The sequence below is a fragment of the Marinobacterium sp. xm-g-59 genome (assembly GCF_013283315.1).
In the GTDB taxonomy this organism is placed as follows: domain Bacteria; phylum Pseudomonadota; class Gammaproteobacteria; order Pseudomonadales; family Balneatricaceae; genus Marinobacterium_E.
This window is the reverse complement of record NZ_WBYR01000001.1, coordinates 143,875-165,039: the sequence shown is the minus strand read 5'-3', so window position 1 is coordinate 165,039 and position 21,165 is coordinate 143,875. Positions and strand designations below refer to the sequence as shown.

At 46.8% G+C, this 21,165-nt stretch carries 24 protein-coding genes; 17 read left to right on the top strand and 7 right to left on the bottom strand.

The features are described from left to right. Positions 1-41 precede the first annotated feature (41 nt). Positions 42-482 (top strand): VOC family protein, encoded by a 441-nt coding sequence (locus tag XMG59_RS00800; RefSeq protein ID WP_173498051.1) that lies wholly within the window; start codon positions 42-44, stop codon positions 480-482. A 139-nt stretch (positions 483-621) separates the two neighbouring features. Here XMG59_RS00800 and XMG59_RS00795 read toward each other — a convergent pair whose 3' ends face one another. Together XMG59_RS00795 and XMG59_RS00790 are read right to left on the bottom strand one after the other, a co-directional pair. Further along, positions 622-1,200, bottom strand: a complete 579-nt coding sequence (locus XMG59_RS00795) for a 2-hydroxychromene-2-carboxylate isomerase (RefSeq protein WP_173498050.1) — start codon at positions 1,198-1,200, stop codon at positions 622-624. A 63-nt stretch (positions 1,201-1,263) separates the two neighbouring features. Beyond that, complete coding sequence (locus tag XMG59_RS00790) at positions 1,264-2,472, bottom strand: MFS transporter (RefSeq protein ID WP_173498049.1); 1,209 nt, start codon at positions 2,470-2,472, stop codon at positions 1,264-1,266. Positions 2,473-2,568: 96 nt separating this feature from the next. On the opposite strand from XMG59_RS00790, the gene XMG59_RS00785 reads away from it, so the two are divergent. The 3 genes from XMG59_RS00785 to purK all read left to right on the top strand — a co-directional run bounded on the left by XMG59_RS00785 (position 2,569) and on the right by purK (position 5,127). Next, a complete protein-coding gene (locus XMG59_RS00785; protein ID WP_173480907.1) occupies positions 2,569-3,462 on the top strand; it encodes an AEC family transporter in 894 nt (297 codons plus the stop codon). Positions 3,463-3,565: 103 nt separating this feature from the next. Then, positions 3,566-4,054: a 5-(carboxyamino)imidazole ribonucleotide mutase gene (gene purE / locus XMG59_RS00780; RefSeq protein WP_173480908.1), complete on the top strand. Its 489-nt coding sequence runs from the start codon at positions 3,566-3,568 to the stop codon at positions 4,052-4,054. 2 nt (positions 4,055-4,056) lie between these two features. After that, entirely contained in the window at positions 4,057-5,127 is a 1,071-nt protein-coding gene (gene purK, locus XMG59_RS00775; RefSeq protein ID WP_217363654.1) for a 5-(carboxyamino)imidazole ribonucleotide synthase, read from the top strand. A gap of 75 nt (positions 5,128-5,202) precedes the next feature. On the opposite strand, the gene XMG59_RS00770 is transcribed toward purK, so the two are convergent. Further along, a complete protein-coding gene (locus XMG59_RS00770; protein WP_173480909.1) occupies positions 5,203-5,700 on the bottom strand; it encodes a phasin family protein in 498 nt (165 codons plus the stop codon). A gap of 189 nt (positions 5,701-5,889) precedes the next feature. Between XMG59_RS00770 and murI the strand changes: the two genes are divergently transcribed. Together murI and XMG59_RS00760 are read left to right on the top strand one after the other, a co-directional pair. After that, positions 5,890-6,702, top strand: coding sequence for a glutamate racemase (gene murI, locus XMG59_RS00765; protein WP_173480910.1), 813 nt, complete (start codon positions 5,890-5,892; stop codon positions 6,700-6,702). Then, positions 6,699-6,992, top strand: a complete 294-nt coding sequence (locus XMG59_RS00760; protein ID WP_173480911.1) for an HlyU family transcriptional regulator — start codon at positions 6,699-6,701, stop codon at positions 6,990-6,992. Before murI ends, XMG59_RS00760 begins: the two co-directional genes overlap by 4 nt. On the opposite strand, the gene XMG59_RS00755 is transcribed toward XMG59_RS00760, so the two are convergent. Next, positions 6,970-7,950, bottom strand: a complete 981-nt coding sequence (locus tag XMG59_RS00755) for a diguanylate cyclase (protein ID WP_173488875.1) — start codon at positions 7,948-7,950, stop codon at positions 6,970-6,972. The two genes, XMG59_RS00760 and XMG59_RS00755, sit on opposite strands and share 23 nt — an antisense overlap. 142 nt (positions 7,951-8,092) lie before the next feature. Between XMG59_RS00755 and XMG59_RS00750 the strand changes: the two genes are divergently transcribed. The 5 genes from XMG59_RS00750 (at position 8,093) to XMG59_RS00730 (ending at position 14,141) form a co-directional block, all read left to right on the top strand. Further along, positions 8,093-9,148, top strand: a complete 1,056-nt coding sequence (locus XMG59_RS00750; protein ID WP_173480913.1) for an efflux RND transporter periplasmic adaptor subunit — start codon at positions 8,093-8,095, stop codon at positions 9,146-9,148. Next, the gene (locus XMG59_RS00745) at positions 9,138-12,353 is read left to right on the top strand and encodes an efflux RND transporter permease subunit (protein ID WP_173498048.1); all 3,216 of its coding nucleotides are present in this window, start codon (positions 9,138-9,140) and stop codon (positions 12,351-12,353) included. The genes XMG59_RS00750 and XMG59_RS00745 overlap by 11 nt, the downstream gene beginning before the upstream one ends. Positions 12,354-12,463: 110 nt before the next feature. Continuing rightward, on the top strand, positions 12,464-12,712 hold the full coding sequence (locus XMG59_RS00740; RefSeq protein WP_173498047.1) for a hypothetical protein: 249 nt from the start codon (positions 12,464-12,466) through the stop codon (positions 12,710-12,712). A gap of 196 nt (positions 12,713-12,908) precedes the next feature. Next, entirely contained in the window at positions 12,909-13,721 is an 813-nt protein-coding gene (locus XMG59_RS00735; protein WP_173498046.1) for a sensor histidine kinase KdpD, read from the top strand. Positions 13,722-13,775: 54 nt separating this feature from the next. Continuing rightward, positions 13,776-14,141: a response regulator gene (locus XMG59_RS00730; RefSeq protein WP_371743715.1), complete on the top strand. Its 366-nt coding sequence runs from the start codon at positions 13,776-13,778 to the stop codon at positions 14,139-14,141. Positions 14,142-14,259: 118 nt separating this feature from the next. Here the strand turns inward: XMG59_RS00730 and XMG59_RS00725 are convergent, their stop codons facing one another. Continuing rightward, positions 14,260-14,616: a phasin family protein gene (locus XMG59_RS00725; protein ID WP_173495650.1), complete on the bottom strand. Its 357-nt coding sequence runs from the start codon at positions 14,614-14,616 to the stop codon at positions 14,260-14,262. A gap of 169 nt (positions 14,617-14,785) precedes the next feature. On the opposite strand from XMG59_RS00725, the gene XMG59_RS00720 reads away from it, so the two are divergent. Then, the gene (locus XMG59_RS00720; protein WP_173495651.1) at positions 14,786-15,514 is read left to right on the top strand and encodes an RluA family pseudouridine synthase; all 729 of its coding nucleotides are present in this window, start codon (positions 14,786-14,788) and stop codon (positions 15,512-15,514) included. Between the two features lie 51 nt (positions 15,515-15,565). Beyond that, on the top strand, positions 15,566-16,354 hold the full coding sequence (gene mtnN, locus XMG59_RS00715; RefSeq protein ID WP_173480920.1) for a 5'-methylthioadenosine/S-adenosylhomocysteine nucleosidase: 789 nt from the start codon (positions 15,566-15,568) through the stop codon (positions 16,352-16,354). 19 nt (positions 16,355-16,373) lie between these two features. Here mtnN and XMG59_RS00710 read toward each other — a convergent pair whose 3' ends face one another. Next, the gene (locus XMG59_RS00710) at positions 16,374-16,865 is read right to left on the bottom strand and encodes a TlpA disulfide reductase family protein (RefSeq protein ID WP_173480921.1); all 492 of its coding nucleotides are present in this window, start codon (positions 16,863-16,865) and stop codon (positions 16,374-16,376) included. Between the two features lie 40 nt (positions 16,866-16,905). Between XMG59_RS00710 and XMG59_RS00705 the strand changes: the two genes are divergently transcribed. Further along, positions 16,906-17,781 (top strand): NAD(P)-dependent oxidoreductase, encoded by an 876-nt coding sequence (locus XMG59_RS00705; RefSeq protein WP_173480922.1) that lies wholly within the window; start codon positions 16,906-16,908, stop codon positions 17,779-17,781. An 81-nt stretch (positions 17,782-17,862) separates the two neighbouring features. After that, the gene (locus XMG59_RS00700; RefSeq protein ID WP_173480923.1) at positions 17,863-18,003 is read left to right on the top strand and encodes a hypothetical protein; all 141 of its coding nucleotides are present in this window, start codon (positions 17,863-17,865) and stop codon (positions 18,001-18,003) included. 39 nt (positions 18,004-18,042) lie between these two features. On the opposite strand, the gene XMG59_RS00695 is transcribed toward XMG59_RS00700, so the two are convergent. Then, a complete protein-coding gene (locus XMG59_RS00695; protein ID WP_173498044.1) occupies positions 18,043-18,909 on the bottom strand; it encodes a DUF1853 family protein in 867 nt (288 codons plus the stop codon). A 98-nt stretch (positions 18,910-19,007) separates the two neighbouring features. On the opposite strand from XMG59_RS00695, the gene XMG59_RS00690 reads away from it, so the two are divergent. Together XMG59_RS00690 and uvrC are read left to right on the top strand one after the other, a co-directional pair. Then, positions 19,008-19,328 carry an excinuclease ABC subunit C gene (locus tag XMG59_RS00690; protein ID WP_254445616.1) on the top strand — a complete coding sequence of 107 codons (321 nt, stop codon included), beginning with the start codon at positions 19,008-19,010 and terminating at the stop codon, positions 19,326-19,328. Positions 19,329-19,332: 4 nt separating this feature from the next. Continuing rightward, positions 19,333-21,156, top strand: coding sequence for an excinuclease ABC subunit UvrC (uvrC, locus tag XMG59_RS00685; RefSeq protein WP_173488868.1), 1,824 nt, complete (start codon positions 19,333-19,335; stop codon positions 21,154-21,156). The last annotated feature ends 9 nt before the right edge of the window (positions 21,157-21,165 follow it).

Here is a 21,165-nt window from a genome sequence, read left to right as displayed (position 1 = left end):
GGCAGTTAGAGCTCATAACCACATATAAAGAGAGTAAACAGATGAAGTATCTCCACACCATGGTTCGAGTAAGTAATATTGAAACTTCTTTAGCTTTCTACTGCGATGCATTGGGCATGGTTGAGATATCACGCAAAGAGAGTGAGAAGGGTCGCTTTACATTGATCTTTCTAGCGGCAAATGAGGATGAGCAGCAGGGTAGAGCTGAGCAGACGCCATTGCTGGAGTTAACCTATAACTGGGATAAAGAGGTTTACTCAGGTGGTCGCAATTTTGGTCATCTGGCCTACAGTGTGGAAAATATCTACGACACCTGTGCGCATCTGGAGAACATGGGTATAACAATCAATCGACCGCCAAGGGATGGTCGCATGGCATTTGTTCGCTCACCTGATGGAATCTCGATTGAGTTATTGCAAAAGGGTGAAGCTTTGCCGGCTCAAGAGCCATGGTTGAGTATGACTAACGTGGGTGAGTGGTAGGGTTTGTAGTGTAATTATAAAGTGGGGTCAGACCAGAGGTCAGACCCCGTATCCCTGGGGTTAGTATATTTCCAGGGTCTGACCTATGGTCTGACCCTACCGTATCGGCAACTTCCAGAGACCCAGCCCTGAAAATAGACTACCCTTTGGCTCTTTCGATCGCTTGTTCTAGACGATCTTGTCCCCAGAACGGCTCATCATCAACGATGTAGAAGGGGCTACCAAACACACCGGCTTCAATCGCTTCATCGGTCTCTTTGTCCAGTTGATTATCTAAGTTTTTAGACTGCTCAAGTAGAGCAGAATCGATGTTCAGCTCTTCCAGTATTTGTGCTAGAACTGACATATCAGCAATATTCAGATCCCGTTGCCAGACAGCTTGTAAAAGCGCCTGTGACAAGCTGGCAATATCTTCACCACTGTCACGGACCGCAAGCATCAATTTGGCAGCAGGTCGGCCATCTACGGGGAAGAACTGAGGCTTAAGATTGATGGTTATGCCACGTTGCTTTTGAATTCGGCCAAGTTCAGCTAAACGATAAGCTTGACGCTGTGGCGAACGCTGAGGAACAGGTACACCGCCTGTCGCAGCAAACAGGCGACCAATATCGAATGGGTGATAGACCACCTCGGCAGGAGCCTCTCTCTCTAATAGATTGCCTGCTAGACAGGTAAACGGCGAGATTGGTGATAGGTAATAATGAATGGTATGACTCATAAACGAATCCTTTTGTTTTACTGAGTTACGAATAGCAAGTCGTTGCGGATCTTAATTTAACCCTTAGCTCTCTTTAGCCACAAATGCAGGGTGTGGTTTTTCATCAATCGGCCAGTGAAGAATAACCGCCATCAAACCAAAGAAGATACCGGCCCACCAGATGTACTCATAATGACCATAAGTTTCGTAGAGATAGCCGCCTAACCAGACTCCAGAGAAACTCCCGACCTGATGACTAAAGAAGACGAAACCATACAGGGTGGCCATGTATCGTGTACCAAACATGTTCATAACGATACCGGACGTAGGTGGAACGGTTGCTAGCCACAGCAGCCCCATGACTGCACTGAAGATAAGCACCGATGTCAGCGTGATTGGGAAGATTAAGAAGAGGGCGATCGCAATCGTTCTACCACCATAAATGGCCACCAGCAGCTTCGATCGCGAGTGCTTGCGACAGATATTACCAGCCCAAAAGGCACCTGCGATATTGAACAGACCGATTAAAGAGAGAGACCAGGCACCAACCTGATGCGCAAATCCTAAATCGGACAGATAGGCTGGCATGTGCGCCGTAATAAAGGCGACGTGAAAGCCACAAACAAAAAAACCAAAAACCAGAAGCCAGTAAGATTTGTGACCAGCGGCTAATCGCACTGTTTCAGCGAATCCTTGATCGCTCTCTGTAATGACAGAGCTCTTCTTGGCATTCAGAGGAATGGCTAACAACATCATCAATATGGCGATAGCCGTTAGAATATGCAGTGAGTTGATCCAGCCAAAATCAGAGATAAACATCTGAACCAATGGAACAAGCGCAAATTGACCAGCAGAGCCACAAGCGGTGCCCAAACCGAGTACCCAGTCACGTCGTTCTGGTGGAACGGATTGAACTAAAGCAGGAAGAACGATGCCAAACGAAGTGCCGGCGACGCCAGCACCCACGAGAAACCCTAATCCTGCATTAAGCGTGAAAAGATCCGACACACCAGCTGTTAGATAAACACCTAGGGCATAGACCAGTGCGCCACCAAACAGGACGTTGCGATTTCCGAAACGGTCGGCAAGCCCGCCAGTGAAAACCGACATAATTCCCCAGCTCAGGTTTTGCAAGGCTAGGGCAAAGCCTATGATGTCACGCCCCCAGTCGGTTGAAGCCTCAATAGGACGCATGTACAAACCATAACTCGACCGTATACCAAAGGAGATCATCAATAATAGGCAGCCACTGGCGATCAGGAAAATCGTTGAAGGGGAGAGTCTCTGAGTCATGTTTGATCCAGCTTAAAGAAGAATCGCTCAATGATAGTTGCCTATCTATTTGCGGACAACTGTATAATCATCATCCAACATTAAGATAGTGACTCCATGTTTACAGCTTTTATCTCTGCTATTACTCCGGTTTTTTTGATCGCCGTCCTTGGTTTCTTTCTGGCACGAAAAACGGACTACCTAGAACACCCTGGTTTGGCCATGCTCTCCAGCCAGATCGCCTTGCCCGCTCTGGTGTTTACCTCGGTGACTCAGATGAAAGTTCCCGTCACAGAGATGGGGTATTTGATGGGAGTGACCGCTCTCTGCTTAGCGGTCGGTGCTACTCTGATCGCCATTTTTTGCAAGCTGCTTAACACCTCACCGCGCTTCTATCTCTCGACACTGGTCAACCCCAATACGGGCAATTTAGGTATTCCACTGGTCTTTGCACTGTTGGGGCCTGAGGCTCTGGCATCTGCGGTCATCATTTCAACAACTGTGACGCTTAGTCACTGGACATTAGGGACCACCGCCATGTCAGGCCAATACAATTGGCGCTCACTGGTCACCAATATGCCTCTGTTAGCACTCTTGTCAGGTGCAATCGTGGTATCGATGGATTTGACGATTCCTGTGCCTATCAGTCGTGCTTTAGATTCTATCTCCGGTATAGCCATACCGATTATGGTCATGTTGTTAGGCCGCTCATTAGCCCGTTTAAAGATAGGGGGTGCCCGTCAGGTTGGCATCATTGCAGGTTTATCCATCTACCGACCCTTGTCGGGTTTTTTGATTGCCTGGCTGGTTGTATCCCTAATTACTATCGATACCACTGCAGCGCTCTCACTGCTTATTCAGATGTCGATGCCGGTTGCTGTGATGAGTTATGTTCTAACGGTTCGATATGGCGGTCCTGTCGATCGTATTGCCGCTCTTACCATTACCAGTATTCCTGTTAGCCTTGTAATACTGGTGTTGATCTTCAACTTTCAGTCAGCACTGGTTTAAAAGGGTAGGTCTGGCTGACTCTTTCTTGCTATAATTTCACGCTTATTTTTTTGTCGATACCGACTGCCTATTTTTCGAGATCAAACTCGATATGGAGAAATGAATGAGCGCCCGCGTTGCAATAGTTATGGGGTCTAAATCAGACTGGCCAACCATGGAAGAAGCCGCCAAGATGCTAGATGTACTGGGTGTCGAGTACACCGCTGAAGTGGTATCGGCACATCGCACCCCAGATAAGATGTTCCGCTTTGCTGAACAAGCTGCCGACAATGGCATCAAAGTTATTATTGCCGGTGCTGGTGGTGCGGCTCACCTCCCAGGTATGATTGCTGCTAAAACCATTGTGCCTGTGCTGGGTGTGCCTGTGCAGAGCAAGGCATTGAGCGGCCAAGACAGTCTTCTATCCATTGTTCAGATGCCACGTGGTATTCCTGTTGGAACCCTGGCTATCGGTGGAGCAGGTGCATTTAATGCCGCGCTACTGGCCTCTCAGATGCTAGCAACAACAGATGCAGAGCTCGCCGTTCGTCTGCAAAATTGGCGTAATGAACAGAGCCAAACGGTTCTAGATAATCCAGATCCACGAGGTTAAGCATGCAGTTGCCACGTATTGTCATTGCCGGTAATGGTCAACTAGGTCAAATGCTTCAGCAAGCAGGTGCACCCCTGCAGCTTGAAGTACAACCTATTCACCCGATAGGTGATCAACTGGTCGAGTTGAATGACGACGACGTTATCTCGGTAGAGATTGAGCACTGGCCTGAGAACCCTGTCGGTAATCAGCTTAAATCTCACCCAAACTTTCGCAACGATGCGGCTCTATATCAGGTCATTGATCGTTTTCGTCAGAAATCGACCTTAGATCGCCTTAATGTCCCAACGGCCCCTTGGGTTGATTTAAACAGTGCCGATGCATCCATTGCCGAGTCGCTATCCTCTCTGGGTGAGCGTGCCGTCGTAAAGGCTCGTATGGGTGGTTACGATGGGCGTGGTCAATGGCGCTGGAAGCAGGGTGATGAGATTCTTGCTGAATGGGATGGCATTGCCATCGCTGAAGCGATGATCCCGTTCTCACATGAGGTGTCGTTAGTTGGCGCACGAAATGCACAGGGTGAGAAGGTCTTCTACCCATTGACGCGTAACTGGCACCAAGACGGCATTTTGCGTGCGAGTATTCCTGGGTTAGATAATGACCCTGCGATGCAAGCAAGTGCTGAAGGTTGGCTGGGATCGATCATGGATGACTTTGACTACATCGGCGTCATGGCGATGGAGTGTTTTGTTGTCGATGGTGAATTATTGGTTAATGAGTTAGCGCCACGTGTCCATAACTCCGGACACTGGAGCCAAGAGGGTGCTAGTGTCAGTCAGTTTGAATTGCACCTAAGAGCGCTTGCTGGTTTACCTTTGATCACCCCTGAGTTTCGTGGTGTCTCTATGATGTATAACTTGCTTGGACGAGACTGGAAAGCAGAGTGGCTGGCGGTACAGGGCGCTCATGTGCACTGGTATGGTAAAGAGATCCGTCCTGGTCGTAAGGTAGGTCATCTCAACATCGTTAGACCGACTGTTTCCGCACTAGTTGAAAGCTTGTCCGAACTCGAGCCTCACTTGGATGAGGGTGAAGCAGTGGTGGTTGAGTGGGCAAAAGCTCAGCTTAGCTAATTTAACAAGCTAATCTCTAAAACTAAAAAAGCCGCTTGAGGTATCTCAAGCGGCTTTTTTGTATCGACTGATCGATTAAGCAGTTGCTTTTGGAGCAGCCGCTTTACGAGTTGTTTTTGCAGCTGGTTTAGCCGCTTCAACTGAAGGCATGAAGTTTGAAAGATCAAAGTTTTTCATGTCGAATTTAGAAAGGTCGAACTGTGCTAGATCGAATTTCGCTAGGTCGAACTTAGAGAACTGAGCCATCGCTTCTTCTGTCATCTCTTGAGTAGACTTTTCGAAGATTTCAGTCAGTTCAGCTTTTGCAGCCATTAGAGCAGAGATCTCTTCTTCAGCAACAGTGTTTAGTTTTGCTTCCATCTCTTTAAAGAAAGCAACCTGAAGTTCTAGAGCAGCTTTTGGCTCTTTTGATTCAGTCAATGCTTTAACATGCTCAAGACCACGGTTTAGCATCTCTGTAGCAACAGTTTGCTGCATGCCGAATAGTTTTTCAGCAGTTTGTTTGTTGATTTCAGCTGCTTTAGTGAAAGGAGCCATCTGTGCTTTGAACTGGTTCATCATTTCGTTGTACATGGTGACCTCCGAGGTCTTTAAGTTTCTATCTAAAAAGTTTGTTGCACTGCAACATTTGACGCCATATTAGACATTGACTAAAAAACAATCAACACTTTTTTGTGCATTGCACAAAAATAATTATTCTGACCATCTCATATCATTCTGCGTTAAACTTATTCGTAACTTTAGATCTGTATTTGACGATTAATGAATCCATATGAACACGCTCCGATTGGAGTCTTTGATTCAGGAGTGGGCGGGTTAAGTATCTTATCCGCTTGCCTTAACAACCTACCCAATGAGTCCTACCTGTATATCGCTGACAGTGGCTATGCACCCTATGGTGATAAGAGCGATGCAGTGATCCGTGAGAGGGTGGTTCAGATCGTCTCTTACCTCATCGAGAAGGGCGCCAAGGCGATTGTGATCGCGTGTAATACAGCAACCGCTGCTGCTGTTCACGAGTGCAGAGAGCTATTCTCCTTACCGATCATTGGTGTTGAACCCGGACTAAAGCCTGCCATTAAGATGAGTCAGTCAAAACGCGTTGGCGTTCTGGCAACTCAATACACGGTAGAGAGTCAGAAGTTCCAACGATTGGTCTCCCAGCTTAAACAGCAAGCAGAGTCGATTACAGCACTTGGCTGCCCTGGATTGGTCGAATTAATTGAAAACCCAAACACCACCAATCAACAACTCAGCACACTACTAACCACTTATATTGATCAGTTTGAAGCAGCCGATATTGATACCTTAGCGCTTGGATGTACGCATTATGGATTTGTTGAGAAAGAGATCAGCGAGTTGTTCAGTCATCCAGTTAAGGTGATCGACACATCGGAATCGATCGCGCTCGAAGTTAAACGTCGTTTAACTGAACAGAAATTACTCTCTCTCTCCAATCAAGCGGGTAAATTAGAGATACTGACCACAGGACGAGACAGAGAGGCTCTCTCTGAGTTATCTAAACGTTTAATCCAATTTGAGGGGGTCGTCACCCCTGTAGAGGTATCCAAGTGATTGAGTTTATAAAAAAACTTCTCCGTTCAGACCCTGTTGAAGAGCCGGTGGCTTCGGAGTTTGAATACAAAGGGTTCAAGGTTTCAGTCAAACCGAGAAAAGTGGATGGCGGCTATGGTGTGGGTGGCATGATCTCCAAGGAGATTGATGGCCAATGGTTGGAACAGCCGTTTATTCGTGCTGACAGCATGGCATCAAAAGAGATCTGTGTAGAGGTCACCATGAACAAAGCAAAAATGACGATTGATCAGATGGGGGATGCACTGTTTAGCAAATCTGGCCATCGGTAAGGGCTTCTTCAGATTTTTCAGAGTCAGAGTGTATTACAGAATCATACATCACGACCTGATTTCGGCCTGAGTGTTTGGCTGCGTAAAGTGCTTTGTCACTATCGCTGATCAGCCCCAGCATGATCTCTTTTGTTGTCATTGTGCTGATGCCATCAAAGGTCGCAATTCCGACACTGACGGTTACTCCTAAAGAAAGATCGCTCTCTAAGAAGGTCGTTGATTCAATCACCTCTCTGAATCGCTCGAAAATCGCTTTAGGATCTGATTCAAGCGCCGTACAGCAGACAACAAACTCTTCACCGCCGTATCGTGACACTAGATCATAGGGTCTAAATGTCTCTTTCATTCGATCAGCAAACTCTTTAAGCACTCTGTCGCCAACGGGGTGTCCATAGGTATCGTTTACCCGTTTAAAAAAGTCGATATCGCAAATGGCCAGTGCTAATGGCTCACCGGTTCGTTTAGTTCGTTCAATTTCATTATCAAGATGCTCGATCAGAGAGGCGCGATTTTGCAAACCGGTCAGCTCATCATGCTCTGCCTTGTAGGCGAGCATCTCATTGGCAATATTGAGTCGATTTTGCAGCTCTAAAGTTCGTAAACCAACGCCCAGTCGTGCGCGCAACTCAACGGGTTTAGTAGGTTTGCTGATGTAGTCGTTAGCTCCGGCTTGCAGTGCAGTTGCCAAGTGCTCTTGATCGGAGTGTGCAGTGACCAACACAATGTAGGGTGGGTCATTACTCTCAAGCGCTCTGATTTTACGACAAAGCTCTATGCCATCCAGATTGGGCATCTCCCAATCAAGAACGAGCATACGTGGAGGTTCTGCTTCTGTTGTCAGAATTTCAAATGCCTCTTCACCATCCTGCGCGGTCATTACGTCAAAGCCCCAACCCTCAAGTTGGCGCTCCATCAGCATTCTTAAGACTTTATCGTCGTCGGCAATCAGTACTTTCATAATCTCTGTTAATAGATTGAATTTCATTCAGTGTAGCAGGGCATTCAGAAAGTACAGAAAATATTAAAAAATCTTTTATATTAGTTTTGCCTAATATATTATTACCGGAACTTAACCCTTATAAACGAATAGAGTGTTTGATATGCAGATCAGAAAGGCCGTTAACCTAGCAGTGACCGCGTGCACCCTAGTGACAACCATTTCACTAACGCAACTGGCTTCAGCCCAAGAGCTAGCGTTTACTGAGACCAAAATTATTCAGCAACCGATCAAGGTCGAATTCGACGGGACTGTGGAAGCGGTTAATCGAGCTATTGTTGCCGCACAAACTTCTGGTCGAATTCTAGAATTACCTTTTGATTATGGCGATTTTGTTGAGCAGGGCAGTGTGATAGCTCGCCTAACACAGAGTGAACAGCGCGCAGGGCTGGATGCTGCAAGAGCTTCTCTCAATGAAGCACAAACCGCTTTTGATGAAGCTACTCGTCAATTGGATCGTTTAACCGCACTGTTTGAGCGCAAATTGGTCGCGATCGCGCCTGTAGACAGCGCTCGCCAACAACGTGATGCAGCCAAAGCAAGACTCGATGCAGCAAAAGCTCAGGTTTCTAATGCCCGTGCTCGTTTTGATTACACTGAGGTAATCGCGCCCTATTCAGGTGTAGTGGTTAACAAGCTAGTTTCTGAAGGGGAGACGGTACAACCAGGTACACCATTGATAGAGGGGATTGCACTGGATAGATTACGTGTTCGAGTTCAAATCCCGCAAGCCAACCTGGTCGATGCCAAACAGAGTCAGTTTGTTAATGTTGTGTTGGGTGATCAGGTTGTAGAACCTGTCGATCAACGCTTAATTCCGACAGCCGATCCACTAAGTCATACCTTTACACTGCTTCTAACGTTACCAGCGGGTGACCCTGCTCAAATGCCGCTTCCAGGTGAGTTAGCACGTGTTCAATTTACCATTGATGAAGAGCCTGTGCTGACTCTGCCTAAGTCATCTATAGCGACTCGTGGTGAAGTGGAAGGTGTTTATGTGGCTTCAGGCGATTCAGCTCTCCAATTTAGATACATCAGAACCGGTCAAACTGCTGGTGAACAGGTAGAAATTATCTCTGGTCTCGCAGAGGGCGAAACCGTAGCACTTGATCCTATTAAAGCGGCCTCAATTTATAAGGAGGCGAATCGTGCAGAGTAATGACACTCAAACACTGGGCATATCGGGACGAATTGCCAAGAGTTTTTTAACGACTGAAATTACCCCGCTACTGGCGATCGTGGGTCTTCTGCTAGGTCTTTTTGCCGCGCTGGTGACACCGCGTGAGGAGGAACCACAGATCAACGTCACCTTTGCCAACGTGATGATTCCTTTTCCAGGCGCAAGTGTTGCTGAAGTAGAGTCGCTTATCACCACATCTGCAGAGCAGGTGGTGTCAGAGATCAGTGGCGTCAAAAACATCTACTCTGTTTCCAGCCCAGGCATGGCGCTGTTGACGGTTCGTTTTGAGGTCGGCGAGCCAAGAACCGATGCGATTGTCCGTCTCTATAACGCCTTCTACTCGAACAGAGATATCTTCCCGCCGAATATGGGTATTGGTGAACCGGTCATCAAACCTAAGGGCATTGATGATGTACCAGTTCTAGCTGCGACCTTATGGAGTCGTGATGAATCAGTTAGCAGTGCCGATCTATTGAACGTCGCTCATACGATTCAGTCTGAGCTTCAGCGAGTTGAAGGAACCCGCGATATCACTGTGATTGGCGGCGCTAACCGTGCCATTCAGATCGACTTCGATCCAGTCAAGATGGCGGCACTCTCGGTTACTTTGGATGATGTTCGCGCTAAGTTGCAATACGCTAATGTGACAGCCGATACTGGTGATCGCGTCAAAGCGAACAGCGCCATTCGAGTTCAAGCAGGTCAACTACTTCAGGATGTCTCAGAGGTTAAAAACCTAGTGATAAACGTTCGAAATGGCGCACCGGTTTACCTTCGCGACATTGCTAATATCTACGATGCTCCAGAACAACCGAATCAATACGTCTCTTTTGGTACTGGGCAGGCTGCAGCAGATCAGACTGCATTGACCCCTGCAATCACCATTGCCGTGGCAAAGAAACCGGGTGAGAACGCGGTTGAAGTCGCTGATGCATTGATCGATCGATTTGAAGCGATTCAGGGTATCTATGTTCCGGATAACATCGAGACAACGATTACCCGTAACTATGGTGAGACAGCTGATGATAAGGCGCAAACCCTAATCAAAAAGCTGATTTTCGCTACGCTGTCGGTCATCGTCCTAGTGCTATTTGCACTGGGTGTTCGTGAAGCTATTGTGGTGGGCATTGCCGTTATCGTCACCTTGGCTATTACACTCTTTGCCTCATGGGCATGGGGCTTTACCCTTAACCGAGTGTCGCTATTTGCGTTGATCTTCTCGATCGGCATTTTGGTTGACGATGCCATTGTCGTTGTAGAAAACATACACCGTCATATGTCGATGGGTGTTAAATCACTACGTGAAGCGATTCCCCTTGCAGTCGATGAAGTGGGTGGCCCAACAATATTGGCAACCTTTACTGTCATTGCAGCCCTACTGCCTATGGCCTTTGTCAGCGGCTTGATGGGCCCTTACATGTTGCCGATTCCGATCAACGCCTCAACAGGTATGCTGATCTCACTAGCCGTCGCCTTCATCTTGACCCCTTGGCTCTTTTTGAAGCTGTTTAGACGTCATGTTGAAACAGGTCATTCAGCGGACCATGGCCACTCTGAATCTCGCTTCAAAGGTCTATTTGTTAAGCTACTGACACCGATGCTGCGTCAGGGTAAAGGGGCGTTAAACCGCTACCTATTGCTGGTATCGATTCTGGCGATGATCGGTGGATCCGTCTACTTGGTTGTTAATCAGTCGGTCATTCTTAAGATGCTGCCCTTCGATAACAAGAGTGAGTTCCAGGTCATCGTTGATATGCCAGAGGGAACTTCTCTAGAGCAGACGCAGCGTGTCTTAACTGAGTTGGCAGATGATCTACAGGCACTTCCTGAACTGAAAGATTTCCAAATCTACTCAGGGTCTGCCTCGCCGATTAACTTCAATGGCTTAGTTCGTCAGTACTACCTGCGTTCAGCACCTCATATGGGTGACATTCAAGTGAACCTCAGTGATAAGGCGTTACGTGATCGTAAGAGTCACGAAATAGCGCTTGAAGCACGTGCTCTGCTTGCCGACACGGCTAAGCAATTCAACGCCAACGTGAAGGTCGTTGAGATGCCGCCAGGGCCTCCGGTTATGGCACCTCTAGTGGCAGAGATCTATGGTCTGGATAAGCAGGGTCAAATTGACCTAGCCAAACAAGTTCGCGCGCAATTTGAGTCTACCGAAGGGGTAGTCGATGTCGATGACAGCATTGAAGCCCAACAGACTAAAGAGATCTTCACGATTGATCGCGTTCGTGCCGCGCACTTTGGTGTAGCAGATGCGACCATTGTTGCGGCACTAAACAGTGCGATCCGCGGTGAAAGCCTGGGATACCTGCATGATGACCACTCACGCGTTCCCGTGCCATTAACGCTTAAGCTGGGTGACCAAGATAAGGCAAACATCGCTAAGATTGAGTCTATTCAAGTTCGATCAGATAAAGGCACCTTGGTCTCTTTAGCTGATGTTACTCAGCGTATCGATACGCAAGTAGAGCAGAGTGTTTACCATAAAGATCTACTGCCTGTTGTTTATGTCACCGGTGATGTGGCAGGTGATACTGATAGCCCGCTCTATGGTCTGTTTGAGATTGAATCGAAGCTGGATGACGTCGCACCCAGTGGTAATCCTATTGATCGTTTCTTCTTCTCAGAACCTTCTGATCCCTATGAGTGGAGCTTGAAGTGGGATGGCGAATGGCAGATCACTTTTGAGACCTTCCGTGACATGGGTATTGCCTACTCAGTCGGTCTGATCATGATCTACCTACTGGTCGTTGCTCAGTTCCGTTCATACGGTATTCCATTGATCATTATGGCTCCGATTCCTTTAACGATTATCGGAATCATGCCTGGTCATGCGATATTGGGACAGCAGTTCACAGCGCCCTCTATGATCGGAATGATCGCACTCGCTGGCATCATTGTCCGCAACTCCATACTCCTGGTGGATTTCATTCAGCAACAAGTGAAAGAGGGCATGAGCTTCCAAGAAGCAACGATTAATGCGGCTGCAGTTCGCTCGTTACCCATTGCACTGACCGCAGTCGCTGCGATGATGGGTGGCTTCTTCATCATTGATGATCCAATCTTCGGTGGTCTTGCAGTTTCATTGATCTTCGGTTTGATGGTATCAACCATACTGACCTTAGTCGTAATTCCGGTGGTCTACTACCACTACCACTGGAAGAAACACGCTTAATTGATGTTTGAATTGAAAACCCGGCTTTTGCCGGGTTTTTTATTTTGCAAAAGTTGGCACGCCATTTGCTTTATCTAATCAATCGCACCAACAATAAGAAGGGGATTGGTATGCAACTTACACAAAACGAATCAAATTACTTAGCAAGCTTTGAACTGGAAACACTGATGATGGACGCTAAGGATCTGCAACAAGCCATGATTCAAGAGATCGCTATTCTTAGTGATAAAGGTAACTACTCAACCAGAGCCATTAAACGAAGCTCACTGCGTCTATTAGCTTATCAAACGGCTTTGTATAGCCAACAAAACTCTATAGAGCGATATGCACGAGTTCGTGCACCGCTTTTGGTTCATTAAACCTGTTGAACGATCAAAGTTTTCTATGCTGACACGATATGAAACCTAGAATGAACGTTTCGGAAATCACTCTGTGACAATCAATAAATACTTCAGCGACTTCTCCCTAACTCGGCGATCAAAGATAATTGCCGCGTGGATCACACTGGCTAGTGTCGTTACCTCAGTGGTAATTAACTACATAGCGAGAGATCTGATGGGCAAAACCCACGGGTTAGATTCGTATGTCATTCCAGCGCTGATTCCGTTGTTTATAGCACCTGTGTGCTCTATGTTCATACTTGCGACCTACGAGCGCCTGCTGAAATACAAAGACGAGTTGCGCATATCGAAGGAGCGGATGCTAGAACAGCAAAAAGAGCTGTTTGCCGTGGTTGGCCATGAACTCAGGACGCCCGTTGCGGCCATTAGCATGGTTGGGCAGGATTCTGATTTAGATGACAAGTCTGCTCGTGAGCAGATCGGAGAAATTAGTGAAAGCTTGCTTTCGGTTCTCGAAGATCTTCGCGTAGTCGTTGCGCCAGAACGCGCGCTGGAAACAAAAAATCAAGAGCGATGTGATCCAGTCCGAACAATCAATCGAGCACTAACCTCGCTTTCACAGCTAATGAAACAGAGCTCCGTAGAACTACGCTTGAACATCGACAAGCCTGAGGGCGTCAACTTTTTGCTTCACGCGCAACCGCTGCGTCAGGTCGTGACAAATCTTACCAAAAACGCGACCATCCATTCGGGCGGCAGTGTTGTCCAAGTGAGTTTTGATTATCAATCAGATGCGGATGGAACCATTCTCGGCGCTTTGATTGTTGAGGATGATGGTCGTGGTATCCCTGAAGTGCTTCGTGAGCAGGTTTTTGAGCCTTTTGGTCGAGGCGATACTGAGCGCGATGGATCGGGTTTAGGTCTGTTTATTGTCAAACAGATCGCTTCATTAATGAACGGCACGCTCGATTACTCCACCAGCAAACTCGGCGGAGCCTGTTTTACGCTGATCTTCCCGATGACATAGGTTGAAGCTGAGGAGAAACCGCAAGCTAGCGCTGTTTCGCTTGAAGGACTTCGAATCCTACTCGCTGAGGATGATGCCATGCTCAGGATGTTGACTGAAAAGTCGCTGGGTAAACTCGGTGCTCAAATAGCGAGCTTTGATAATGGGCAGAAAGCGTTGGCGGCTTTCGAATCTGATCAATTTGATCTGGTTTTGACGGACTTGATGATGCCCATGATGAACGGTCATGAGCTGACTAAGTCTCTGCGAGATCTTGGAGCGAAAATCCCAATTATTGGTGTGACTGCGGCTGTAATCGGTGATGAGACTGATGAGTGGCTAAAAGATGGCGCAAACGCGTTTATCTCGAAACCGATTACGCCAGAAAAGCTACAAAACGCTTTAGATATGATTGGATTTACTCCTGGCGGGGCGACCTGACAGGGTCATTAATCAATGGCGACTAAGTGCCGTCAAAATACAAAAAAGAGAGCCGTAGCTCTCTTTTTTAAAATGACTGCAATCTGCGATGCAAATTGCAGTGGTCTTTAAGTGCTGATTATGCTTTAGCAGACATGAACTTTTTAAGTTCTTCGAACATTGGAGCTGAAGCGTAATCTTCTACGCTCTGTTCCATCAATTCAGTCAATTCAGCTTTAGCGGCTGCAAGTGCTGCGATCTCTTTCTCAGCAACTTCAGTCATTTTAGCTTCAGCATCTTTTAGGTATTTAACTTGAAGTTCTAGAGCCGCTTTTGGATCTTTTACTTCAGTTAACGATTTCATCTGCGATAGAGAAGCGTTAACAACTTCTGTCACGTATGAAGATTGAAGGCCGATTAGGGCTTCAGCAGTCTTCTTGTTGATCTCAGCCATTGCCATCATTGGCTTCATGCTATCTTTTAGTTCGTTCATCATGAGATATACTCCTTAATTAATTTATTGTGCAGTGCACCATAAGCTCAATATATTGTGGTTTATCATAAGTGTCAAACATTTTTGTGCAGTGCAACAAAAAATTTTAAGGCTCTCACACTGCGGTTTCTGTCACGAATAGGTATCATGGCGCTAACATAAGGATACCTATATGCAACTCTCTATACTCTTTGAAGATGACTACCTAATCGCGGTGGATAAACCCTCAGGCCTATTGGTACACCCAAGCTGGATCAGTAAGCCGGATGAGCCAACCCTAATGGGTCTTCTAAAAGAGCATTACCAGTCCGATAAACTGCATACCATCCACCGCCTCGATAGGGCCACTAGTGGGGTTATGTTGGTTGGTAAAGAGCTTGAGTCATCGAAAACAATGCAAGAGCAGTTTCAGGCCAGAGGTGTAAAAAAAGAGTACGAGTGTCTTGTAAGAGGGTGGTTTAGTGAACCCCAGGGCAGAATTGATCATGCATTGGTGCCCAAATACGATAAATATGCAGATCCCCTAGCAAGCCAGGATAAAGAGGCCAAAGAGGCGGTAACCGACTTTGAAGTCATCGCGCAAACTGAGCTGGATATTCCGGTTGGGCGCTACTCAACATCCCGCTACAGCCTTGTAGCCTGTTTCCCGCACACAGGGCGTAAGCACCAAATTCGCCGTCACATGAAGCACCATCTTCACCCCATTATTGGCGATACCAAATACGGAGAGGGGCGTCATAATCGTATGTTTCGAGACCATTTCAACCTTCATCGATTGGTATTAATGGCGAGATCGATTCAGTTTTCCCATCCAGTGACTGATGAACTGATGACAATTCATGCCGATCTACCTGTTGATATAGAGCGGTTATACGAAGCGATAGGGCTGAATAAGTCCTAATAAATCGTGTTAGAATTTACACCTTATTAGTCCAAACCTTAAGAGTTTCAGATGAGCCGTCCTGACGATATCAATGCCAAGATCCAAACTGACAATGCCACTTCATCCAGTTTAGAGAGCGCACTTAAAAATAGCCCCGTCATCGCACTGATTGGTGCCATGGATCAGGAGATTGAACGCCTAAAAAACAGTATTCAATCTTTACAAGTAAGTGAAATCGCAGGCTTTACTTTTTTTTCAGGGCAGATCGACGGTGTCGACGTGGTGCTGCTTAAATCGGGCATCGGTAAGGTCAATGCTGCAGTGGGTACCACCTTGCTGTTAGATCACTTTAAACCAAGCTGTGTGATTAACACAGGTTCTGCTGGTGGCTTTGATCCAACGTTGAAAGTAGGGGATGTGGTGATCTCTGATGAGGTTCGTCACCACGATGTTGACCTAACCGTATTTGGCTACGAGATCGGTCAAATGGCTAGAATGCCAGCCGCTTACTTAGCGGATGAACTGCTACTTAAGGTGGCTGAAGAGTCTATAGCTCAGTTTGAAAACACCGCATGTCAGCGTGGTTTAATCGCGACCGGTGATGCCTTTATGAGCGATCCAGAGCATGTTGAGAAGGTTAGAGCCAACTTTCCTACGATGAAAGCTGCAGAGATGGAAGCGGCTGCCATTGCACAGACCTGTTACCGCTTTGAGGTTCCGTTTCTAGTTATTCGGGCGTTGTCGGATATCGCAGGCCAAGAATCTAATGTCAGCTTTGATCAGTTCATCGAAACGGCATCAGAAAATTCGGCTCAGATGGTTTTAGCAATTGTTGCCAGACTTGCAAAACTAAGCTGATCCGAAGAGTAGCTGGTTGCTATTCAGCAGCCAGCTCTTTCAGATAGTTGACGACCGATTCACTGTCCCATTCGCGCTCACCGATCACCTTATCAATCACTTCGCCCTCTTTATCGAGCACCAATGTCATGGGTAATCCCTCAAGACGCAGAGTCATAAAGGCCGCTCCCGGCTCATCCAGCCAGATTTCGGGTTCTGCGCCATCAAAGTTCTCCAATACGAAGGCCTCCACCTGATCACTCATATCACCTACATTGATAGCTACCACTCGCGCGTGACCTTCAACAGCCTCCTCTAAACGCCCTAATGCAGGCATCTCACGAATGCAGGGCGGGCACCAGGTTGCCCAGAAGTTAATCAAGCGTACTTCACCTTGGTACGCATCAAGCGTGATAGGGTCACCCTCTAGGGTTTTGAAATCCAGCGGTGGAAGTTGCGCGGCCTGTGAAGTGATCGAACAAATCGATAAAAACATTCCTAGCGTATAGGACTTAATAGTGTGTAAGCTCATAGTTATTAATACGAATCATATAGAGAATAAGGATCATATCATGGCAAACGTTGCTTTTATTGGCTTAGGTACAATGGGTTACCCAATGGCAGGGCATCTTACTAAGGCGGGACATGAAGTCACTGTATACAACCGAACCTTTGCTAAAGCAGAAGCCTGGGTCAGCGAATACGCAGGTAAAGCAGCTAAAACCCCACAAGCAGCCGCTGAAGGCTGTGACATTGTATTTGTGTGTGTCGGTAATGATGATGACCTATACCAGGTTACAACGGGCGACGAGGGTGCCATTAAAGGCATGAAGACTGGTGCAATTCTTGTTGATCACACCACGGCATCCGCTGAAGCGGCTAGAACACTCAATACGGTCTGCCGTGAACAGGGATTGGGATTCATTGATGCTCCTGTGTCTGGCGGACAGGCGGGCGCTGAAAATGGCGTGCTTAGTGTGATGTGTGGTGGTGATTCAGAGGTCTACAAACAGGTTGAACCAGTTATTGATGCTTATGCTAAATCACAAAGCTTGTTGGGTGATGCTGGAGCAGGGCAGTTGGCTAAGATGATGAACCAGATCTGTATTGCAGGTTTGGTGCAGGGGTTAGCTGAAGCGATCCACTTCGGCCAGAAGAGTGGCCTTGATGTTGCCGCCGTTATTGATGTTATACAGCACGGGGCAGCCGGTTCTTGGCAGATGGTTAATCGTCACCAAACAATGATCGATGAAAAGTATGACTACGGTTTCGCTGTTGATTGGATGCGTAAAGACTTAGGTATTGTCCTTAATGAAGCGCGCAGCAATGGCGCACGCCTTCCTGTGACAGCGATTGTGGATCAATTCTATTCGGAAGTTCAGGCGCTGGGAGGCAATCGTTGGGATACCAGCAGTCTGCTGAAGCGACTGCAGTCGATGGATAAATAGTTGTATATATCTTGCAGGAATTGATTTAGATCAATAAAATGCACTCTGTCTTAAACAAACAAATTAATGAGGTTTAGTCAGATGGGCTCAATCGATAAATACAACATGATTTCTCTAGCTCCAAGCCTAGTGATCATCGGTGCAATGCTTGTTATGACAGTTGTCGGCATTAAGCTTCTAAAAGGTGCAATTGCTAAAGATGCGGCGAAAGCTGGCGAATAAGCGACCTAGTTAAAAAAACCGCCTTCATTGGCGGTTTTTTTATCTCTGATTGATCATCGACTCTGCATTATCCACCCAGGCCTCTGGCACAACAAACAGCCTTTCCACTAACTGTCTTGAACGGCCTTTGCCCAACACCACGAACAGTTGTTGTGGTCGGTCGATCACACTCTTTGCTCTCTTTAACAGGTTGCTTTTACTCACTGCGATGTCATGGATATGTGAAGGGGAGGTCAACCATTCAGATCTCGATGGCATTAAAAAACGAACTGCGTCTGGGTATTCATCTAAAAAGCCTTCCAATTCGTTGATGCAAAGCCAGCGGCCACGAGAATGCTGCGGGTGAATGTTATCCGGTATCTTCGATTGGTTATCGCTGACATGGTAGAAGAGCCAGCCAAATATTTGTGCATAGCTCTCAACCGCCGAATCGACCCCTAACGATTGCAGAGTGCGTTTTGCTGGCTCAGACTCAAGAAGTTTTAACTGCTTGTTTTCTATATGTGTGATTTTTCTATCCAGAGAGTCCGTCAGACTAGGACCTAAATAGTCACTCATCTGACCGCTACTCCCAACACGAAGATAAAATTTTATGGCGACCTCTATATGCTGCCAAGCGCCATCTTTGCAGACTAGAAAATCTGCTTCGCCTAAGGTTTTCTTATCCCCAATTATTTGAATATGACTTTTTAAATCAGTTATTTGAGAAAATGTTTTAAGATGAAGCTCGAATAGGTCCTCAAAGTGAACACCTAGCCTGTGATGATGTTTAAGCTTCGGAATCAAGGAAGGTTTAATAGCGAGAGAGTCACGTCTAAACTTGTTTTCACCCACCAGTGTTTGGGCTTGGCTTAACCAGGCAAGTTCACTCGCTGTCTGCTCTGTTGTGTAGACGATCTTTTTCATAAAACACGCTGGCTGAATTTTAAATTCAAATTAACATTCTAGCGGCCAATACGGTACTCTATAGTCTCAATTTTAGTGAGCGAGTTAAGGAGCAGGGAATGGCTTTAATGACTAAACGTCAAGCTCTAGAAGCTGAAGCGGAAGCACGAATGGAGAAAACCACTCGTAGTCCACGTCTCTCTGATACGGATATTAATTACATCCTCATCAACGGTGCACAAATAGCACTGAGCAAAATGAAACGTGCCGATGCCTATGATGATCGTCTCTACTATCATGCGCAAATCAGTGCTTACCTTGAGGTGTCACTTTCACGTGGCGCAGGGATCACAGATGACACACGTGATGATCTAAACAACCTCTATAAAGAGGCTACTTACATCTACATGGAATCTAAGCGACACAGCACTAAGGATTAATTGATTGACGCCCTTTGATCCTAAAGCCTTCTTAGCAACACTCCCTAACAAACCTGGCTGTTATCAGATGTACGACAGTTCTGGTGAGCTGTTGTATGTCGGTAAAGCAAAGAACTTAAAGAACCGTGTCTCAAGCTATTTCAGAGAGACTGGACTCTCTATTAAGACCCAAGCATTAGTCAGCAAAATTCAATCCATTGAGATTACGTCAACCGGTTCTGAGACAGAAGCACTGCTGCTAGAGCAGAATTTAATTAAGCAGTATCGACCGCCTTACAACATATTGTTGCGTGATGATAAGTCTTACCCCTACATATTGATCACCGATAAAGACGAATTTCCAGCCGTTAGGTATCAACGCGGAAAACGTTCTCCCAACGGTTCACTATTTGGCCCTTTTCCTAGCGGTGGGGCGGTAAAAGAGAGTCTGAACCTTCTACAAAAGCTGTTTAAAGTACGTCAGTGTGACGACAGTTTTTTCCGTAACCGCTCTAGACCCTGCCTGCAGTACCAAATAGAGCGCTGCAGCGCTCCTTGTGTGGGTTTAGTTGACGATGCGGATTATCAGCGTGACGTGCGTCATACCAAGCTTTTTTTGCAGGGTAAAAATCCAAAAGTGATGAGTGAGCTCGCATCCGAAATGGAGGCTGCCTCTCGTCAATTAGCGTTCGAAAAAGCCGCTCAGCTTCGGGATCAATTGGCTCGCTTGCAGCACGTACAAGAGCAGCAGACCGTTATCGGTCAAAAAGGTGAGGCGGATGTCTTTGGCGTAGCCGTTCAACCTGGCGGCGTTTGCGTACACGTTCTTTTTGTCCGTCAGGGGCGAGTTATTGGCTCCAAAGTGTATTATCCCCGAATTGCTATCGAAGACAGTGCAGAGGATGTCTTAAGCGCTTTTATTGCTCAGTTTTACTTGGCTGGCGGGCGCGAGATACCAGAGTCTATTATTACGGCGATTGAACTGCCCGAGTCTAACCTTCTCAGTGAAGCTCTTAGTCAAATGCGCGAACGTAAAGTCTCTATTACTAGTAAAGTGCGTTCTGATCGCAACAGTTGGCTTAAGTTAGCTCAGCAAAATGCCGAACAGAATTTACAGTCACAGCTGGCCAATAAACAAAATATCTATAACCGATTCCTAGATCTTCAGTCAGCGCTAGGCATGGAGGAGATCCCCTCAAGACTTGAGTGTTTCGACATCAGCCACTCCAGTGGAGAGGCTACTGTGGCCTCTTGTGTAGTGTTTGATCGCAATGGCCCGCTGAAACGTGACTATCGTAAATATAATATCGAAGGTATTACTGGGGGTGATGACTACGCCGCCATGAACCAAGCCTTGCACCGTCGTTTTGAAAAGGCGACCAGTGCGGATGCAATACTCCCTGATATCCTGGTTATTGACGGGGGTAAAGGACAGGTAGCTCAGGCTGTTGAGGTGCTTAATGAGCTCAATATTCAAGGGATCAAGGTAATTGGTATCGCGAAAGGCCCAACACGTAAAGCGGGCTTTGAAATTCTGATTGATGCCGAAACAGGCAGCGAGAATATATTGCAGTCTGACTCTCTTGCGCTTCATTTGTTGCAACACATCCGTGACGAATCCCACCGATTTGCCATCACGGGTCACCGTGCGCGTCGTGCTAAAGCGAGAAAGCAGTCACTACTCGAAGGCATTGATGGCGTCGGCCCTAAACGCCGTAGAGAGCTACTGAAACATTTCGGAAGTGCGAAAGCGGTTGAGTCAGCAAGTGTTGAAGAAATCGCAAAAGTCTCTAGTATTAGTAATAGTCTTGCAGAGACGATCTATCTCGCTCTGCACCCCGATAGCTAAAGGTGCTTC

What these genes read in the sequence shown, in the direction of transcription:
- XMG59_RS00800 (WP_173498051.1), top strand. Translation starts at nt 42, where the DNA reads ATGAAGTATCTCCACACCATGGTTCGAGTAAGTAATATTGAAACTTCT.
- XMG59_RS00755 (WP_173488875.1), bottom strand. Translation starts at nt 7,950, where the DNA reads ATGAAAGTACTGATTGCCGACGACGATAAAGTCTTAAGAATGCTGATG.
- XMG59_RS00795 (WP_173498050.1), bottom strand. Translation starts at nt 1,200, where the DNA reads ATGAGTCATACCATTCATTATTACCTATCACCAATCTCGCCGTTTACC.
- XMG59_RS00710 (WP_173480921.1), bottom strand. Translation starts at nt 16,865, where the DNA reads ATGAGCTTACACACTATTAAGTCCTATACGCTAGGAATGTTTTTATCG.
- XMG59_RS00700 (WP_173480923.1), top strand. Translation starts at nt 17,863, where the DNA reads ATGGGCTCAATCGATAAATACAACATGATTTCTCTAGCTCCAAGCCTA.
- XMG59_RS00720 (WP_173495651.1), top strand. Translation starts at nt 14,786, where the DNA reads ATGCAACTCTCTATACTCTTTGAAGATGACTACCTAATCGCGGTGGAT.
- XMG59_RS00750 (WP_173480913.1), top strand. Translation starts at nt 8,093, where the DNA reads ATGCAGATCAGAAAGGCCGTTAACCTAGCAGTGACCGCGTGCACCCTA.
- XMG59_RS00735 (WP_173498046.1), top strand. Translation starts at nt 12,909, where the DNA reads ATGGGCAAAACCCACGGGTTAGATTCGTATGTCATTCCAGCGCTGATT.
- purE (WP_173480908.1), top strand. Translation starts at nt 3,566, where the DNA reads ATGAGCGCCCGCGTTGCAATAGTTATGGGGTCTAAATCAGACTGGCCA.
- XMG59_RS00785 (WP_173480907.1), top strand. Translation starts at nt 2,569, where the DNA reads ATGTTTACAGCTTTTATCTCTGCTATTACTCCGGTTTTTTTGATCGCC.
- XMG59_RS00770 (WP_173480909.1), bottom strand. Translation starts at nt 5,700, where the DNA reads ATGTACAACGAAATGATGAACCAGTTCAAAGCACAGATGGCTCCTTTC.
- XMG59_RS00740 (WP_173498047.1), top strand. Translation starts at nt 12,464, where the DNA reads ATGCAACTTACACAAAACGAATCAAATTACTTAGCAAGCTTTGAACTG.
- XMG59_RS00690 (WP_254445616.1), top strand. Translation starts at nt 19,008, where the DNA reads ATGGCTTTAATGACTAAACGTCAAGCTCTAGAAGCTGAAGCGGAAGCA.
- murI (WP_173480910.1), top strand. Translation starts at nt 5,890, where the DNA reads ATGAATCCATATGAACACGCTCCGATTGGAGTCTTTGATTCAGGAGTG.
- XMG59_RS00725 (WP_173495650.1), bottom strand. Translation starts at nt 14,616, where the DNA reads ATGATGAACGAACTAAAAGATAGCATGAAGCCAATGATGGCAATGGCT.
- XMG59_RS00695 (WP_173498044.1), bottom strand. Translation starts at nt 18,909, where the DNA reads ATGAAAAAGATCGTCTACACAACAGAGCAGACAGCGAGTGAACTTGCC.
- XMG59_RS00790 (WP_173498049.1), bottom strand. Translation starts at nt 2,472, where the DNA reads ATGACTCAGAGACTCTCCCCTTCAACGATTTTCCTGATCGCCAGTGGC.
- XMG59_RS00705 (WP_173480922.1), top strand. Translation starts at nt 16,906, where the DNA reads ATGGCAAACGTTGCTTTTATTGGCTTAGGTACAATGGGTTACCCAATG.
- purK (WP_217363654.1), top strand. Translation starts at nt 4,057, where the DNA reads ATGCAGTTGCCACGTATTGTCATTGCCGGTAATGGTCAACTAGGTCAA.
- mtnN (WP_173480920.1), top strand. Translation starts at nt 15,566, where the DNA reads ATGAGCCGTCCTGACGATATCAATGCCAAGATCCAAACTGACAATGCC.